This window comes from Streptomyces sp. NPDC047108 (assembly GCF_040643575.1).
Taxonomy (GTDB): domain Bacteria; phylum Actinomycetota; class Actinomycetes; order Streptomycetales; family Streptomycetaceae; genus Streptomyces.
This window is the reverse complement of record NZ_JBEYUP010000005.1, coordinates 245329-260406: the sequence shown is the minus strand read 5'-3', so window position 1 is coordinate 260406 and position 15078 is coordinate 245329. Positions and strand designations below refer to the sequence as shown.

General features: G+C 72.2%; 16 protein-coding genes. 11 read left to right on the top strand and 5 right to left on the bottom strand.

The window, feature by feature from the left end; translation table 11 throughout:
* Positions 1 to 200 precede the first annotated feature (200 nt).
* From ABZ822_RS14165 to ABZ822_RS14150, 4 genes are all read left to right on the top strand, one after another.
* A complete protein-coding gene (locus ABZ822_RS14165) occupies positions 201 to 359 on the top strand; it encodes a hypothetical protein (RefSeq protein WP_360852090.1) in 159 nt (52 codons plus the stop codon).
* A gap of 209 nt (positions 360 to 568) precedes the next feature.
* Positions 569 to 775, top strand: a complete 207-nt coding sequence (locus ABZ822_RS14160) for a DUF4190 domain-containing protein (RefSeq protein ID WP_360852087.1) — start codon at positions 569 to 571, stop codon at positions 773 to 775.
* A 206-nt stretch (positions 776 to 981) separates the two neighbouring features.
* Complete coding sequence (locus ABZ822_RS14155; RefSeq protein WP_360852084.1) at positions 982 to 1617, top strand: ParA family protein; 636 nt, start codon at positions 982 to 984, stop codon at positions 1615 to 1617.
* On the top strand, positions 1614 to 1889 hold the full coding sequence (locus tag ABZ822_RS14150) for a hypothetical protein (protein WP_360852081.1): 276 nt from the start codon (positions 1614 to 1616) through the stop codon (positions 1887 to 1889). The genes ABZ822_RS14155 and ABZ822_RS14150 overlap by 4 nt, the downstream gene beginning before the upstream one ends.
* Positions 1890 to 1983: 94 nt before the next feature.
* Here the strand turns inward: ABZ822_RS14150 and ABZ822_RS14145 are convergent, their stop codons facing one another.
* From ABZ822_RS14145 to ABZ822_RS14135, 3 genes are all read right to left on the bottom strand, one after another.
* Positions 1984 to 3447 (bottom strand): mannosyltransferase family protein, encoded by a 1464-nt coding sequence (locus tag ABZ822_RS14145; RefSeq protein ID WP_360852078.1) that lies wholly within the window; start codon positions 3445 to 3447, stop codon positions 1984 to 1986.
* Positions 3448 to 3585: 138 nt separating this feature from the next.
* Complete coding sequence (locus tag ABZ822_RS14140) at positions 3586 to 4050, bottom strand: hypothetical protein (RefSeq protein WP_360852075.1); 465 nt, start codon at positions 4048 to 4050, stop codon at positions 3586 to 3588.
* The gene (locus ABZ822_RS14135; RefSeq protein ID WP_360852072.1) at positions 4043 to 4543 is read right to left on the bottom strand and encodes a SigE family RNA polymerase sigma factor; all 501 of its coding nucleotides are present in this window, start codon (positions 4541 to 4543) and stop codon (positions 4043 to 4045) included. Before ABZ822_RS14135 ends, ABZ822_RS14140 begins: the two co-directional genes overlap by 8 nt.
* 461 nt (positions 4544 to 5004) lie before the next feature.
* Here ABZ822_RS14135 and ABZ822_RS14130 point away from each other — a divergent pair, with 461 nt between their 5' ends.
* From ABZ822_RS14130 to ABZ822_RS14105, 6 genes are all read left to right on the top strand, one after another.
* Positions 5005 to 5535, top strand: coding sequence for a MarR family transcriptional regulator (locus tag ABZ822_RS14130; RefSeq protein WP_360852069.1), 531 nt, complete (start codon positions 5005 to 5007; stop codon positions 5533 to 5535).
* A gap of 134 nt (positions 5536 to 5669) precedes the next feature.
* The gene (locus ABZ822_RS14125; protein ID WP_360852066.1) at positions 5670 to 6548 is read left to right on the top strand and encodes an STAS domain-containing protein; all 879 of its coding nucleotides are present in this window, start codon (positions 5670 to 5672) and stop codon (positions 6546 to 6548) included.
* Positions 6545 to 6964, top strand: coding sequence for an STAS domain-containing protein (locus ABZ822_RS14120; RefSeq protein ID WP_360852063.1), 420 nt, complete (start codon positions 6545 to 6547; stop codon positions 6962 to 6964). The genes ABZ822_RS14125 and ABZ822_RS14120 overlap by 4 nt, the downstream gene beginning before the upstream one ends.
* Complete coding sequence (locus ABZ822_RS14115) at positions 6948 to 7421, top strand: ATP-binding protein (RefSeq protein WP_360852061.1); 474 nt, start codon at positions 6948 to 6950, stop codon at positions 7419 to 7421. The genes ABZ822_RS14120 and ABZ822_RS14115 overlap by 17 nt, the downstream gene beginning before the upstream one ends.
* A complete protein-coding gene (locus tag ABZ822_RS14110) occupies positions 7406 to 8443 on the top strand; it encodes a SpoIIE family protein phosphatase (protein ID WP_360852059.1) in 1038 nt (345 codons plus the stop codon). Before ABZ822_RS14115 ends, ABZ822_RS14110 begins: the two co-directional genes overlap by 16 nt.
* Entirely contained in the window at positions 8440 to 9750 is a 1311-nt protein-coding gene (locus tag ABZ822_RS14105; protein WP_360852055.1) for a PP2C family protein-serine/threonine phosphatase, read from the top strand. The genes ABZ822_RS14110 and ABZ822_RS14105 overlap by 4 nt, the downstream gene beginning before the upstream one ends.
* Positions 9751 to 9969: 219 nt before the next feature.
* On the opposite strand, the gene ABZ822_RS14100 is transcribed toward ABZ822_RS14105, so the two are convergent.
* Positions 9970 to 11217, bottom strand: coding sequence for a spermidine/putrescine ABC transporter substrate-binding protein (locus tag ABZ822_RS14100; RefSeq protein WP_360852052.1), 1248 nt, complete (start codon positions 11215 to 11217; stop codon positions 9970 to 9972).
* A gap of 620 nt (positions 11218 to 11837) precedes the next feature.
* On the opposite strand from ABZ822_RS14100, the gene ABZ822_RS14095 reads away from it, so the two are divergent.
* On the top strand, positions 11838 to 13448 hold the full coding sequence (locus ABZ822_RS14095; RefSeq protein WP_360852049.1) for a proprotein convertase P-domain-containing protein: 1611 nt from the start codon (positions 11838 to 11840) through the stop codon (positions 13446 to 13448).
* A gap of 136 nt (positions 13449 to 13584) precedes the next feature.
* On the opposite strand, the gene ABZ822_RS14090 is transcribed toward ABZ822_RS14095, so the two are convergent.
* A complete protein-coding gene (locus ABZ822_RS14090; protein ID WP_360852046.1) occupies positions 13585 to 15078 on the bottom strand; it encodes a HAMP domain-containing sensor histidine kinase in 1494 nt (497 codons plus the stop codon).

Here is a 15078-nt window from a genome sequence, read left to right as displayed (position 1 = left end):
GGTTTCCCGTACGGTCCGGGTCCCATGCCGAATCCCTTGCGGAGTGGCCGCAATGCATCGCTGCGGCGTCAATTCGCCTGTGTGCTACGCCTCTTCGGCACATCGTTCCGTTTTCGGGTGACCGCGCCGGGCACCCGAAGCCGTGACGTTCCGGCAAACGGAGCGGACGCAGAACTTCGAATGCGAGAGAGGAATCGAGCATGCTTTTCCTCGTGGCCGCACTCATGCTGCTCGGGGTCGTTCTCGGCGCGGTGGCGCACGTCCCGGCGCCGGTCGCCCTCACCGCCGCCGCCGTCATCCTCGGCTGGCTGGCCTTCTACGGGGTCCGGAAGCGCGCGGCCCACCACCGGCACGGTTGAGGCCGCCGGCGCACCGAGCCCCACGGCCGGAACGCGATCGGTGAGGCCGCCGAAAACGCCCACCGCACATCAGCGGACTTTCCCATCCCTCAGGCAGAGGACGGTGAACAACGCACATGTCCACGCACACGTCCGAAAAGCCCGTCACATCCAGCAGCCGCACGACCTCCGGGAAATCCCGGACAGCCGCATGGAGGAATGCGGACGGAATGGCCGCCGCCTCCTTCGTGCTGGGGCTCATCGGCCTGCTCGTCTTCAATCTCTTTCTCGGCCCGGCCGCCCTGGTGCTCGCGGGACTCGCCCTGTGGCACGGCACGCGGCACCGGAACAGGGCCTTCCTGGGGTTCGTTCTCGGTGTCGCCGACCTCGTCGTGTTCTTCGCCGTGACCGCGGCGGACAACAGCGTGATCTGGTGAGGCTTCGCCGTGAGCCGGGGGCGCGAGGGCTGTGACGGCCCCCGCCCCCGTCCTCGCTCCAGCCCCCGCCCTCGTCCCCCGTCGCCGGTGGGGGACCGGCAGCGGACGGCGGCCCCGGGGTCGTTCGTGCCTGCGTGCGAGTGAACGGGGAGCATCCGCCCTCGCGCCACATCCGGCCCGTGGAACAAGCCTCCTATGTTGACTCCGTGCTCCTGAGTTGTGCGTTCGTGAATCTCAAGCCCGGGGTCGGCAAGACGACCAGCGCCGTATGGCTGGCCCACGCCCTGCACGAGTCCGGCTTCTCGCCGCTGCTCGTCGACGGCGACCCCGCCGGCTCCGCCCTGCGCTGGAGCGAGCTGGCCGACGGATTTCCGTTCCCGGTCGTCGCGCTGCCCGTGGGCGACGTGCACCGCCGGGTCAACGACTTCCTCGGCAACCGGCAGGCGGTCGTGCTGGACGCGCCGCAGCTCGAGGACCACCCGCGCATCGCCCGCAGCATCATGCGGTACGCGAACGAATGGATCGTGCCGGTCACCCCCGCCCCCATCGAGCTGGACCGGATGGCCCCCATCCGGGGCGAGATGGGCGACGTCCAGTCCCTGCGGGCGGTGGAGGCCCGTACGGCGGTGCTGCTGAACCGTACGAATCGTGCCGACGCCACGCGCACCGGTCCCGACTCCGATGCCCGTGAGGCACTGAACGAGTGGGGCTTCGAGGTGCTGGACACCCACATCGCCCGGCTCGATCTGTACGCGCAGTCGTTCGGCAGCCCGGTGCAGGCCAAGGGCTCGGCGTACATGGACCTCGCCGAGGAACTCATCAAGCGTCAGGAAGCGGCATGAACCAGCGCAAGGACAGATACCGCGCGGCCCTCCAGCGCGGGGACGAGACGCCGCAAGCCGCGCCCCGGCAGACCAGGGTCACCACGCTGAACAGCCGGTACGTCAGGGTGACCATCGAGGTCGCACCGGATCTGGAACGCGATCTGACCCGGTGGGTCAGCACACCGGTGTCCGCGCTGGTGCTCGCCGGTTCGACCCTCCTGCGCACCCTGGCCGGCACGGCAGGACACGTCCACCCCGCCGGCGACCGCGGCCGGCGCGCGGAGGCGTAGCGGCGCGCGAGGCGCACGGAACGCCGCACGGCCGGACCGGTCGTGCGGCAACGCCAACGGCCCTTGCGCGGAGGGTGGTTGGTGCCGCGCCGTGTCAGCCCGTCCAGCGTCCCGTCAGGAACGTGAGCGCGAAGACCGTGGTCAGCGGTGCCGCCAGGCAGAGGTAGGCGGTCCTCACCCACGGGGTGCGCAGGCTCCACGACGCGAGCACGATCCACAGCGGCCACCACAGCAGCGTGGACCGGGGCAGGGACGTGTACCAGTACGAGGTGCCCAGCGCCCACAGCGTGAGGCCGATGTACGCCGCCTCGGGCCACTGGCGCCGGCGGATCAGCAGCGCCAGCAGCAGCAGCCCCACCAGCGCGGCCACCAGCTCCGCCTGGAACATGAACGCGTATCCCGTCGGCCGGCTCGCCCCGAACGCGGCGTCCCAGGTGTTCGCCCAGGTGTCCCACGGGGTGTGGAAGGTGCGGTACCAGCCGCGTTCCTGGGCGTGCTTCCACGCCATCCAGTCGCCCGTCAGTACCTGCAGGTACCAGCTGTAGAGGAGCGGCGGGACGGCGGGCACGGCCAGCCACGGCCAGTGCCGCGCGTGCCCGCACCTGCGGGCCGACAGGACGAAGTGCAGGACCATGGCGGCGGCGAGGAAGAGGCCGCTGACCCGTACGGAGTTGGCCAGCGCGGCGAGGAGCCCGGCGAGCGGCCAGTTGCAGCGGTGGGCCGCGAGCCAGGCGGGCAGGGCGAGGGCGAGGAACAGCGCCTCGGTGTAACCGGCGGCCAGGAAGATCGCGCAGGGGGACACCAGCAGGAAGGTGACGGCGTGGCTCCCGGCCCTGACGTCGGGGAGGTACAGCCGGGCGACGCGTCCCAGGGCCAGGACGGCGACCGCACCCGCGACGAACGAGATCAGGAGACCGGCCGCCGTCCAGTGCGGGACGACGGCATGGACCGCGCGGAGGAGGAGTGGGAAGCCGGGGAAGAACGCCACCCGGTTGTCCTCGCCGCTGTGGAACGGCTCGGTGCCCTCCGGGAAGTAGCCGTTCCGGGCCACCTGCAGATAGTGGGCCCAGTCCCACTGCGCGAACGGCGCCAGGACGGAGCCGGGTTCGCGGGTGTCGCCGTCGGAAGGAAACAGCCACCGGGCGCAGTAGGCGGTGACCCAGAGCCCTGTGCGGGTCAGGAGATAGAGCCACAGCACCTCGCGGTCGGCCCGGGAGAGCCGGGACAGTACGCGGGTCCGCAGCCGGGCCGTGCGGGAGTCCGGGCCGCCGGACCGGTGGCGTGGGGAACCGGTACGCGTTCCGAGCGGCGGCGGGCCGGAGTCCGGACGGCCCGTCCCGGTCCCGGCCCCGTGGCGGTCGTGGCCGGGACGCCCCGTCCGGCGGCGGCCCGGTCGGTCGACGGGACGGCCGGGCGGGGTGGCCGGGCGTACCACGGTCCCGGCCGGGCCGGAGGGTCCGGACTGGCCGGACGGACCGGACGGGCCCGGGCGGTGGTGGCGGGGACCCGCGGCGGAGCGTGTGCGCAGACCGGCCCGGGCCGGTGGCAGAGCGGGCATGGGGACTCCTGAAGGGGTGCGGACGCGACGGGGCCTGTCGGCCGGCGGGCCGTCCGGTGCTGACGTGGGGGGAACGGGCAGGCCGGCGGCGGGAGTTGGACCGGCGCCGGGGCCTGGGGACGAGCGGGAAGCGGGGGCCTATCCGTGGGTGGAGCCGTCCGTGGGCGGGCCACCCCCGGTGCCCGTCGGCGTCGCGGGTGCCGACGGGGGTTCGGACGTCGACGGCGCCGTGGTTCCCTCCGGTGCCGTGCCGGTCGCCGCGCCGGGGCCGCCCGGTGTGGCCGAGGGGCCCGTCGTACCGGGGGCGGGGAGGGTGGAACTCGGTGTCGGCGGCGGACTCGTGGGGCCTGGCGGTGACTCCCCGGGCGAGGGCGTGACGGCCGGGACCACCGATGTCTTCTGGCCCGGCAGCAGCGTCACCGCCGCCGCTCCGCCGCCCGCGAGGAGCAGGAACGCCCCGGCCGCGATACCGGCGACACGGCGCCGGTGCACCCGCCGGCCGCGCTCGGCGATGCGCTCGACGGGCGCGGGGACCGCCCGCGCCCGCCCTTCGTCGGCCGCTTGCTGGAACAGGGACCGCAGCGGGTCCTGGGGCTCAGGCACCGGGGGCTTCCTCCTCGATTCGCGGTTCCTGCAATCGGTGGGCGAGAGACGCCCGCCCGCGGGCCAGATGTGTCTTGACCGTGCTGGCGGACAGACTCGTCTCCCCGGCGATCTGCTCGACGGTGAGATCGCAGAGGTAGTGCAGCGTCAGCGTCCGGCGCTGCTGCGCGGGCAGTTCGCGCAGCGCGTCCACCAGCAGGACCTGCTCAGGGCCCGGCCCCTCGACGTGGGGTGGGGCGCCGCTGCGTCGCCAGGCGTCCGCCGTACGCCGCCGGAAGCGCCAGCGGCTCACGGCCAGGCGCCAGGCGACCGTACGGATCCAGGCCTCGGGCCGCCCGTCACGGTCGAGCTGCCGGCGCCGGTTCCACGCTCTGACGAACGCCTCCTGCACCACGTCCTGCGCCTCGTGCAGGTCGCCGAGCATCACATAGAGCTGTCCCGTGAGCCGCGCGACCGTCCTGGCGTAGAACTCTTCGAACTCCTCGACGGTCAACTGCCACTCCCGGTCTCTCGCTTCACCCGGCATACGCCTGGCAGGGCGCATCGGGTCGACATCGCGTCCGGGAAACCGGCGTGAGGGTTGTCACGCAACCGAACGCGCGGAGAACGCGTCCGCCCCCGGGCGTGCGCGGGGGCGGGATCGGTCCGCGTCCATCGGTCCTCGGCCGGCCCCGGACCCGCCGCGGCGGTCCCCAGAGGCGGTCTTCCGGACCCGGACGTCCTGCGCAGGGTGTCTCCTGGACGAGATCGCCGCCGCCGACAACCCGTTCCGCGGGACGCCCGTTCTCGTGGTGCCACGAGGCGTCGTCGGTCCTGCGGTCGGGGCCGCGGTCCGCGGAGCGCCGACGGAAGAGGTGGAGACCGGAGAGCGGCCCTCCTGTTCACGCCCCGCGGCGCCCCCGGACGGGTCGCTCGGGCTGACAACCGCCGCGGCCCGGTGCCACAGTTGGGAGCATGCATCCCGCCGCCGCACCACGCCGGTCGCTCGAAGCCGCCGGGGCGGCGCGTGAAGTCATCGAACTGCTCGAGGTGTTGTGGGAGCGGGGCAGGACCAGCGTGCCGACCGCCCCGGTCTCGTCCTCCCAACTCCGTGTGCTCCACATACTGGACCGCGACGAGGGCATCAATCTGAGGACGCTGGGCCTGGTCCTGGGCGCGGCACCCTCCTCCGTCAGCCGCCTGTGTGACCGTCTCCAGGTGCTCGGACTCGTCGAACGCGGCGCGAGCCCGGCGAGCCGCCGGGAGGTGGACATCCGGCTGTCCGAACGGGGTGAGGCATATCTCGCCGATCTGCGCGCCCGGCGTGAGGAGGCGCTGCTGCTCGCGATCGGCACCATGACCGCCGCCGCACGCGATGCCCTGGTCGAGGGGCTTGCCGGGTTCCGCGCCGCGGTGGAGGAGACGGATCCGGTACGGGGCCGGGCCGGGCCGCCCGCGGGAAGCCGTACGCCTGACCAGGTACCGGCAGTCCCGCGAGATCGCTAACATTTGTTGCTCGACAAGGATCGCCCGACAACAGATCGCACGGCCGGCGCGAGGAGCGGCGGCCACCGTCGCGGCCAAGACGTCCCGTGGACGCAACACGGTCGACAAGACGACTCGATGATGAAGGGAACCGCGTGAGCACGAGCGAGGCCACCGTACGAGACCACCTGGCGCGGGCTCTGGGGGAGCGCGAGGACGAGATCGCCGACCGCTGGGTCCAGCTCCAGATGGAGCAGGTCGTGCTGGGCACCGACATCAGTGAGGCGGAACTCCGTGAGGAGGCCCGCACGCTCGTCAGCGCCCTCACCGGTGCCCTGGACAGCGGAGCTGCCCCGAACCGTCTCGTCACCGCCCACCGCGACCTCAACGAGGCCGTCGTGGAGCTCTCCATGCGCCGGGCGCGGGCGGGAGCCACGCCGACCGCGACCTCGCTCGCGGTGCTGGCCCTCAAGGAGGCGCTGCTCCAGGCCGTCCAGGGCAGCACGCGTGACGCCGGGGAGCTGTTCACCGCAGCGGTGTTCATCAACCGGCTGCTCGACCCCGCGGGCGCCCTGTCGTTCGAGACGTACGTCGAGGGCCGCGAGGAGATCATCCGCCGGCAGAGCCAGCAGCTCATGGAGCTGTCGACGCCGGTCGTCCGGCTGTGGCGCCAGGTGCTGGCGGTTCCGCTGATCGGCACCCTCGACACCGCACGGACCCAAGTGGTCATGGAGAACCTGCTGCAGGCCATCCAGGAACACGAGGCGCTCGTCGCGATCATCGACATCACCGGGGTCCCGACGGTGGACACCGCCGTCGCCCAGCACCTGATGCAGACCGTCAACGCCGTGCGGCTGATGGGCGCCGACTGCGTCATCAGCGGAATCCGGCCGCCGATCGCGCAGACCATCGCGCAGCTCGGCATCGACCTCTCCACGATCCTCACCCGGGCCACGCTCGCCGACGCGCTCTCGGCCGCGGTCAAGCTCACCGACGGAGCGGCACCCGAAGAGGAAGCGCTGTCGCTCCGGTGACCACGCGCCGGCCTACGGGCGTACCGATCCTGCGGCTGGGCGACGTCCTCGTGACGGGCCTGCTCAACGAACTCGACGACAAGGCCGCCATGGCCTTCACCGAGGAACTCACCGAACGCGTCTCCTCCGAGGGCGCGCGCGGGGTCCTCATCGACATCTCACGACTGGAGATCATCGATTCCTTCGTGGCCCGCACCATGATGGAACTCAGCACCGTCGCACGGTTGCTGGGCGCCCGGGTCATCGTGGCCGGTATGCGGCCCGCCGTGGCGATCACCCTCGTCGAACTCGGCGTCGAACTCGTCGGCGTGGAGACCGCGCTCAACGCGGAGCAGGGCATGGCCGCTTTCGGCTGGCACCAGAACGGCAGTGCCGAGCAGTGGTCGGAAAGGTCACGGCATGGCACTGCCCGGTGAGCCGGCGCTCGCCGCGTCCGTTCCGTCCCAGCCCGGGGGAGCGGAATCCGGCCAGGGGGACGCGGTGACGTACCCGGTGCGCACCGAGGAGGATCTCCTCGAGATCCGGCACGCGGTGCGGGCCGCGACCGTCCAGGTCGGCTTCGGGCTCGTCGACCAGACGCGGGTGATCACCGCGGCCAGTGAACTCGCGCGCAACGCCTATGTGCACGGAGGCGGTGGCACGCTCACCCTCGACTACCCGCGCCGCTCGGGCGCCCGCGGGCTGCGTCTCGTCGTCAAGGACGACGGGCCGGGCATCGCGGACCTCAACAACGCGCTGCAGGACGGCTTCACCACCGGAGGGGGACTGGGTCACGGCCTCGGCGGCGCACGCCGTCTCATGGACGACTTCGCCGTCCACACCGCCCCCGGTGAGGGGACGATCGTCATCGCCACGCGGTGGACGCCGCGGTGACGGCCGCGGTCGCCCCGCCGACCGTCCAGGTGCGCGTCGACCATCACAGCGCCGTGCACCTGGCGGCCGCCTCGGCACGCACGGTGGCGCAACGGTGCGGCATGCCCGGGGCGTTGCCGGACCAGGCTGCCGTCATCGCCTCCGAACTGGCCAGCAACCTCCACAAGCACGCCAAGGACGGCACGCTCTACGTCCAGCCGCTGCCGCTCGGTGCGGGCCTGGAGATCCTCACGGCCGACCGCGGGCCCGGGATACCGGAGATCGAACGGTGCCTGTCCGACGGCTACACGACCTCCGGGACGCTGGGCGCGGGGCTCGGGGCCGTCAGCAGGATCGCGACCGTCCTCACCATCCGTAGCAGGGCGGGAGGCGGCGATGACGCAGGGACCCTGGTCTGCGCCCGGCTGACACCGCCCGGCGGGCGGGAGGCGGCGCAGCAGGGCATCGGCGCCCTGTGCCTGCCGGTCGAGGGGGAGGAGGAGTGCGGCGACGCGTGCGCCGTCGTCGACACCGGGGAGAGCCGTACGGCCGCCGTCGTCGACGGGCTCGGCCATGGCAAGGACGCGGCGCACGCGGCCCGTACCGCGCTCCGGACCTTCCACGACGACCCCCGGCGACCGCTCCCCGACCTGCTCACCGCCATGAACCGGGCCCTGCGCAACACCCGCGGCGCCGCCGTCGGCCTCCTCCGGCTGCAGGACGGACAGGCCGACTACTGCGGCATCGGGAACGTGCGCGTGGTGACGGTCTCCGGCCGGCAGGTGGACGGGCGGATGGGAGGACAGCCCGGCATCGTGGGCTGGAGCATGCCGGTGCCGCAGATCCGCCGCCTCCCCCTGCCCTCCGGAGCGACCGCCGTCCTGCACAGCGACGGCGTGGACACGCGATGGACCCACGCACCACCGCCCCATCTGCTGCGACTCCCGCCCCCCTTGCTGTCCGCCGCGCTCGTCCACGGCCACCGCCGCATCCGCGACGACGCCACGGTGCTCACAGCCAAGCAACCCCCGAGGCCGCGATGACCCCCACCGCAGTCAGCTGCGCCACCAAGCCGGAACTGCTGCGGTCCGTACGGGCCGTGGCCCGGTCCCTCGCGCTTCCCGTCGACACGAGGGCCCGGCTCGTCCTCGCCGTGACCGCTGCCGCCGAGGCCGCTCTGGCCGCGGGGGAGCCCGTCACCCTGACGTGGAACGAGGACCCCGCCGCCGATGACGGCGCGTGGCTCCTCACGCTCGCCTTCGCCTCGCCGCGACCCTCCGCCGCGGCGGAGGCGTCCCGGCTCCCGCTGCCCGCCGCGTCGGTGGCGGACGGCGCGGTGGTCTGGAGCCTGCCCGCCAAGGCACCGGGGCGCGCGGCGGACGCGGCTCGTACGGGGGACGCGCGAGGCGACGCCGACGCGGATGGCGCGGGGCAGGACTCCGGCGCCACGGAGGTCCGCGCCGCGGACGTGGCCGACCTCGAGGAGGAGCTGCGGGCCGTCGTCGCCCGCGCCGACGCACTGGGCGCCGACCACCGCCGCCTCAAGGACGAGCTGTCCGAGACCAACAGCGGGGTGCTCGCCCTGTACGTCCAACTCGACGAGCGGGACGAGGCGCTGCGCAACGCCCACGGCCAGACCCTCCGCGAACTCGAGGACGCGCTGCGCCCGTCCCCCATCAAGGTCGACGGCGTCGAACTCGCCGTCCACTACGCGCCCGCCGGCACCGACGCACCCACCGGCGGCGACCTCTACGACTGGTTCGTCCTCCCCGACGGCACCGTGCACATCACCATCGTCGACGCCCTCGGCCACGGCGTGACGAGTACGCGCAGCGCCCTCAACGTCACCCACGCCGTACGGACCCTGGCCCTCGAAGGCCACGACCTGCAGTCGATCGTCGGCCGCACCGACGAGATCCTGCTGTCCTTCGACCGGCAGACGATGGCCACCGTGCTGCTCGCGCGGCTGAACCCCGCCACGGGCGAACTGCGCCTCGCCAACGGCAGTCACCCGCCCGCCCTGCTGCTGCGCGCGGACGGTACGGCCCGCTATCTCGACGTGCGGGGACGCGGTATCGGCTTCCCGCTGCCGGGCAGCGACCACCTGCTCACCGAGCGGATGGCCCCGGGGGACCTGCTCGTGCTCTACACCGACGGTCTCACCGAGAGCCGGCGGGATCCCCTGGAGGGCGAGACCCGGCTCATCGAGGCGGCGCGCAAGCATGCGATCGGAGCCATCGAGGACATCCCCGGTGCCATCGCGGAGGACATGCACACGGTGATCCTGCACCCGGACGACACGCTGGCCCTGGCCGTGCGGGTCTCGGGGACGGACATCACGCGCGGCTGACGCGCCGCCGACGCAAGGGCGGGACGTACGGCGCCCAAGGCGCGCAGGACGCCCAAAACGCCTGCAACTCCTGCGACTTCACGACGCTCACCGCTCGTGCGACTCCCGACGCTCGCCGCTCCTGCGACTTCACGACGCATGACGCGACGGCCCGCGGTCGCTGCGGCGGGCGGCACCCCGGGCCCGGCACCGTCCGTCGCCGCGGACCGCGGGCCGGCCTCACGCACCGATGAGGCGGCTGAACTTCTTCTCGTACTCCGTCTCCTCGTCCTGGCTGAGGGAGCGGAAGGTGTGCGACTTCTCGGTCATCTCCTCGTCCGGCAGGATCAGCGGGTTGTCCGCCAGATCCGGGTCGATCTGCTCCAGCTCCTCCCGTACGCCGTCGACGGGGCAGACGTAGTTGATCCAGGCGGCGAGCCGGGCGGCCACCTTGGGCTCGTAGAAGTAGTCGATGAGCCGCTCGGCGTTCTCCTTGTGGCGCGCCTTGTTGGGGATCAGCAGGTTGTCGGTGGAGGTCATGTAACCGGCGTCGGGTATCGCGAACTTGATCTCGGGGTGGTCCGCCTGGAGCTGGACGAGGTCGCCGGCCCAGGCCAGACAGGCCGCGATCCTGCCCTTCTTGAGGTCGTCGATGTAGTCGTTGCCGGTGAAACGGCGGACCTGACCGCGGTCCACCGCGCGCTGCAGGCGCGCGATCGCGGAGTCGTAGTCGTCGGTGGTGAACTGCTCGGGGCGCAGCGACATGTCGAGGAGGGTCATGCCGACGGTGTCGCGCATCTCCGTCAGAAGCCCGATCCGGCCTTTGAGGCGGGAGTCCTCCAGGAGTTGCTCCATGGAGTCGACCTTGCGCCCGTCGGTCGCCTTGTCGTTGTACGCGATCACCGCGAAAATGCCGGTCCAGGCGTAGGAATAGACGCGTGCGGGATCCCAGTCGAGGCCGCGGAACTGGGCGGAGAGATTGGCATATGCGTTGGGCAGATTGCTCACGTTCAGCTTCTGCACCCAGCCGTTGCGGACGAATCGTGCGGCCATCCAATCCGTGAGGCAGATCAGGTCCCGTCCGGTGTCCCGTCCCGCGGTGAGGCGCGGCTTGATCTTCTCGTAGAATTCGAGGTTCGAGTTGATGTCCTCGGTGTAGGTGACCTTGATGCCGGTGCGGCGCCGGAAAGTGTCGAGCGTCGGATGGCTCTTCCTGTCCTCGCCGACGTCGATGTAGCCGAGCCAGTTCGAGAACTTGACGGCCTTCTCCTCGCCGGAGTGGTCCTCGCCGTCGCTGCGGGCGCTCTGCCCTTCGACCGGTGCGCCGCAGCCGGCGAGTGCCCCCGCCCCCGCCGTGCCGAGCGCGAGTCCGCCCGCCGTGCGCAGCATCGATCTGCGGCTCAACGCGCCCCGGCCGTTGGTGAGACTGCGCAGCATCGCCTCCCGCTGCGGCCGGGTGAGCCCGTCCGGCCGGTGGTGCCGCTCCATGTGGTGGCCACCTCTCTGAACTTATCCATGACGGAAGGCCGGCCACTCCGGTATCGGCTCCTCCGCCTCTGCCGTCCGACACTACGCAGGGAAAGGGCGAGTGGGATCCCGAATTCCCCGAAATTCTTGCGGCACTTGACCCGCGGAGCCGTGATTCCGCGAAGTGTGTCGGGCTATGGGTGAGTACGGCGAATCGGGGCGGCGGGTTTCGCCGCGCCGGGAAATCGTGAGCCGTACACCTTTCATCGCGCGTAGCGCGCCCGAACTGACAGAACAGTCAGAATGCAAACGGCTTCCGTGCACGCCCCGGGCGGCTCCCGGAGCCCGTTCCGGAGTGTTCGAAATCCGGGCTCCGAAGAATGGATGGCGCAACACCCCGCTCTTTTCGGCGCGTTGGTCCGCGGGATTTCCCGGCGGACGCGACGGGGGGGGCACCGGAACGGCGGGTGTGCGACCGGTCACTTACCGTACGGTGCGCGATGTCGTATTCCGTACGGATTCCCGTCGTGTGCCGGGCCGCGGTCCGCGGGGGAACCGCAATCGCTTCCCGTGCCGTACAGCCAGTGCCGTGCCCGCCCTCGGCGCACGGCCTCGGTGAGAACACGGAAGGACATCACGGAGTGAACGACGAACGACCGGCCCCGCGCCGACAACTCAGGCCCCGACGGGCGCTCACAGCCTGCGCGTTCCTGGGGGTGCTCGCCTCCTCGCTCGCCGCCTTCGGACCGCAGACCACCGCCCAGGCCGACGAGCGCCCCACCGCCGTCGTGCACATGGGCGACTCGTACGCATCGGGCGAAGGGGGGCGCTGGGCGGGGAACACCAGCGAACCCGACGAGCCCGGGAACCACAACTTCCGCGGAACGGACCTCGGCAAATACCGCGACAGCGCCGGAAAGTGGCGTACGGACAAGAACCGCGTCTACACCGCGGACTCCATCGACAACCGCTGCCACCGCTCGGACAAGTCGGCCATCGCCTCGACCCCGGGCATCGGCGTCGACGCCCGGATCAACCTCGCCTGTTCGGGAGCCAACGCCAAGAACGTCTGGCGTGGCAGCAACGGCGGAGAGGGAACGCGCGGCGAGGCCCCCCAGGCCGACCAGCTCGCCGCCGTCGCCAAGAGCCATGACGTCAAGGCGGTCTACCTGGGCATCGGCGGCAACGACGCCGGATTCGCCAAGATCGCCTACATCTGCATCCGCGGCTATCTGACGACACCGCCCGGACTGGAGAACCGCTGCCGGGCCAACATCCGCAAGGAGTTCGAGCCCCGCTTCGAGGAGGTACGGAAGCAGGTCGTCAAGTCCCTCAAGGAGATCCGGGCGGTCATGTCCGAGGCGGGCAAGGACCCCTCGGAGTACCGCCTCTACCTCACGGGTTACCCCAACGTGTTCCCCGACGCCCGCAATGTGGCGTACAAGGAGCACGGCCCGGGCCGGGCCTACGCCGGTCACTGCCCGCTCTGGGACGAGGACTTCGACTACATGGAGAAGGGCTTCGTGCCGCGCCTCAACGCGAGCATGCGGCTGGCGGCCCACCAGGTGCCGGGCGTCGCGTTCCTCGACACCCGGGACGCCTTCGACGGCCACGGCGTCTGCGACAAGCGCACGGTGCGCGGGGTGACGGGCGATCCGGCCGGGCACCCCGAGAAGGCCGAGTGGGGGCGGTTCCTGGACTACGACCACAGGTTCCTCGACATCCTCACCATCCACGGCCAGGGCGACGGCGGCCAGGAGAGCCTGCACCCCAACGCCTACGGCCAGCAGGCGCTCGGCAATTGCCTGGAGAGGGCGTACCGGCGCGGCTACGCCACCGTGAAGTGCAGCGGCGGCCCGGGGATCGCGCCCACGGCGATGCGGATGCGCGCGGACGCCACGCCGCAGTTCCACGCCCCCGGTGCGGCGGCGCCGATCCCGGGCAGCAGCGAGGACCGGCCGTACAGCAGGTCGGTGAAGGTGGCGCCGGGGCTGGACACCCCGGGCGGACTGGGTCTCGTCGAGGTCCGGCTCGACCATCCGCGCAACACGGACCTGAGCATCGAAGTCCGCCTGCCCAGCGGCAAGGTGCTCACCCTCGCCAAGGCGGGAACGCTGTCCGTCCACACCCAGGTGAAACGCTTCACCATCCCGCTGGAGAAGGAGGAGTCGGGCACGTACACGCTCAAGGTCCGTGACCACACCGGCGGCATGAACGGCTCGGTGGCGGCCTGGAGCCTGGCCTCGTTCTGACGCCCGGCGGTACCGCCACGGCCGCCGGCCCCCGTCCGCACGGGGGCCGGCGGCCCCGGCGGGACTCCCGGCTCCATGAGCGCTCCGAGGCCGTACCCGGCGGCGAACTGCATACCGAAGGCTTGTCTCCGGGCCCTCAGGTCTCCTCCGCCTCCCGCGGAAGACGGACGCGGAAGACCGTGCGGCCAGGCCGGCTCGTGAGGTCGACGGCGCCGCGATGCGCCGTCGTGACGGCGTGGGTGATGGCCAGGCCCAGGCCCGTGCCGCCCTCGCTGCGGGCGCGTCCGTTGTCGGAGCGGACGAAGCGGTCGAATATGCCGGACTGCATCTCCCGGGGGATGCCGGGTCCGTCGTCCTCGACCACGACCTCGACCCCGCCCGCCCGTTCGGCCAGCGCCACCGTCACGCGGGTGCCGGACGGCGTGTGCGTACGGGCGTTGGACAGCAGGTTCGTCAGCACCTGCTGCAGTCCACGCTCGTCACCGCGCACCACCACCGGCTCCTCGGGCAGATCCATCACCCAGCGATGTCCGGCACCCGCTGCGCGGGCGTCGCTCACCGCGTCCAGGACCAGGCGGGTCAGGTCCACCGGTGTGCTCGCCAGCGTGCGGCCCGCGTCGAGGCGGGCCAGCAGCAGGAGATCGTCGACGAGTTCGCCCATCCGCACCGACTCGCACTGGATGCGGTCGAGTGCGTGGCGGACCTCGTCCGGCACCGGCCCGGTGTGGCGCATCGCCAGCTCCGCGTGGCCGCGGATCGAGGCGACCGGGGTCCGCAGTTCGTGACTGGCGTCGGCGGCGAAGCGGCGTAGCCGTTCCTCGCTCGTGTGCCGGCGGGTGAGCGACTCCTCGACGTGCTGGAGCATCCGGTTGAACGCGCCGCCCACGCGGCCCACTTCGGTGCGCGGGTCGGTGTCGGGCACGTGCGGCGGCATGGCCACCTCGCCGTCCGAGAGCGGCAGCCGCGCGACGTCGGAAGCGGTCGCGGCCACGCGCCGCAGCGGCCGCAGGGACAGCCGTACCCAGACCGCGCCCGCCACCCCGGTGGCGAGCAGCGCCGCCCCGAACACGATCCCCGCCACCATCTCCAGGCTGCGGACGGTGTCCTCGACGGGTTCGAGCGGCAGGCCCGTGACGAGGGTGTCGCCGGCCGGCCCGCGGACGCCCATCACGCGGTACTCGCCGAGCCCGGAGAGCGTGATCGTGCGTCCCTTGTGGTCCGCGGGCACCTTCGTCAGGGCGCGGCGGTCGGCGCCGGTGAGCGGGACGACGCGCTCGGACCGGTCACGGACCACGGCCGCGTTGGTCACCGTCCCCCGCAGCACGCAGGCGCCGAACGTGCCGGCGGCCTGTCCCCGGGTGTCGGGACCCCCGCCGTACGGGGTGCGCTTCTTCGCCGGGTCCAGGCTGGCCGGGAAGTGCGCGCCCACCGTGGTCAGTTGCTGGTCGACGCGGTGGAGGAGGAACCGCTGGAGCGCGGTGGTGGTCGCGACGCCGACGGCGAGACAGCTCAGGGCGAGCAGCACCACGAGGCCGAGTGTGAGTCTCGCCCGCAGGCTCCGGGGTGCGGGCAGCCGGGAGAGCCGCGCCGGCCGGCGCGGCTCTCCTTTCGGCGGACGGGGGAGTCTCAT

Excerpts from the sequence above, each read along its gene's own strand:
- ABZ822_RS14165 (WP_360852090.1), top strand. The coding sequence starts at position 201 with ATGCTTTTCCTCGTGGCCGCACTCATGCTGCTCGGGGTCGTTCTCGGC.
- ABZ822_RS14160 (WP_360852087.1), top strand. The coding sequence starts at position 569 with ATGGCCGCCGCCTCCTTCGTGCTGGGGCTCATCGGCCTGCTCGTCTTC.
- ABZ822_RS14150 (WP_360852081.1), top strand. The coding sequence starts at position 1,614 with ATGAACCAGCGCAAGGACAGATACCGCGCGGCCCTCCAGCGCGGGGAC.
- ABZ822_RS14145 (WP_360852078.1), bottom strand. The coding sequence starts at position 3,447 with ATGCCCGCTCTGCCACCGGCCCGGGCCGGTCTGCGCACACGCTCCGCC.
- ABZ822_RS14130 (WP_360852069.1), top strand. The coding sequence starts at position 5,005 with ATGCATCCCGCCGCCGCACCACGCCGGTCGCTCGAAGCCGCCGGGGCG.
- ABZ822_RS14115 (WP_360852061.1), top strand. The coding sequence starts at position 6,948 with ATGGCACTGCCCGGTGAGCCGGCGCTCGCCGCGTCCGTTCCGTCCCAG.
- ABZ822_RS14105 (WP_360852055.1), top strand. The coding sequence starts at position 8,440 with ATGACCCCCACCGCAGTCAGCTGCGCCACCAAGCCGGAACTGCTGCGG.
- ABZ822_RS14100 (WP_360852052.1), bottom strand. The coding sequence starts at position 11,217 with ATGGAGCGGCACCACCGGCCGGACGGGCTCACCCGGCCGCAGCGGGAG.
- ABZ822_RS14090 (WP_360852046.1), bottom strand. The coding sequence starts at position 15,078 with ATGAGACTCCCCCGTCCGCCGAAAGGAGAGCCGCGCCGGCCGGCGCGG.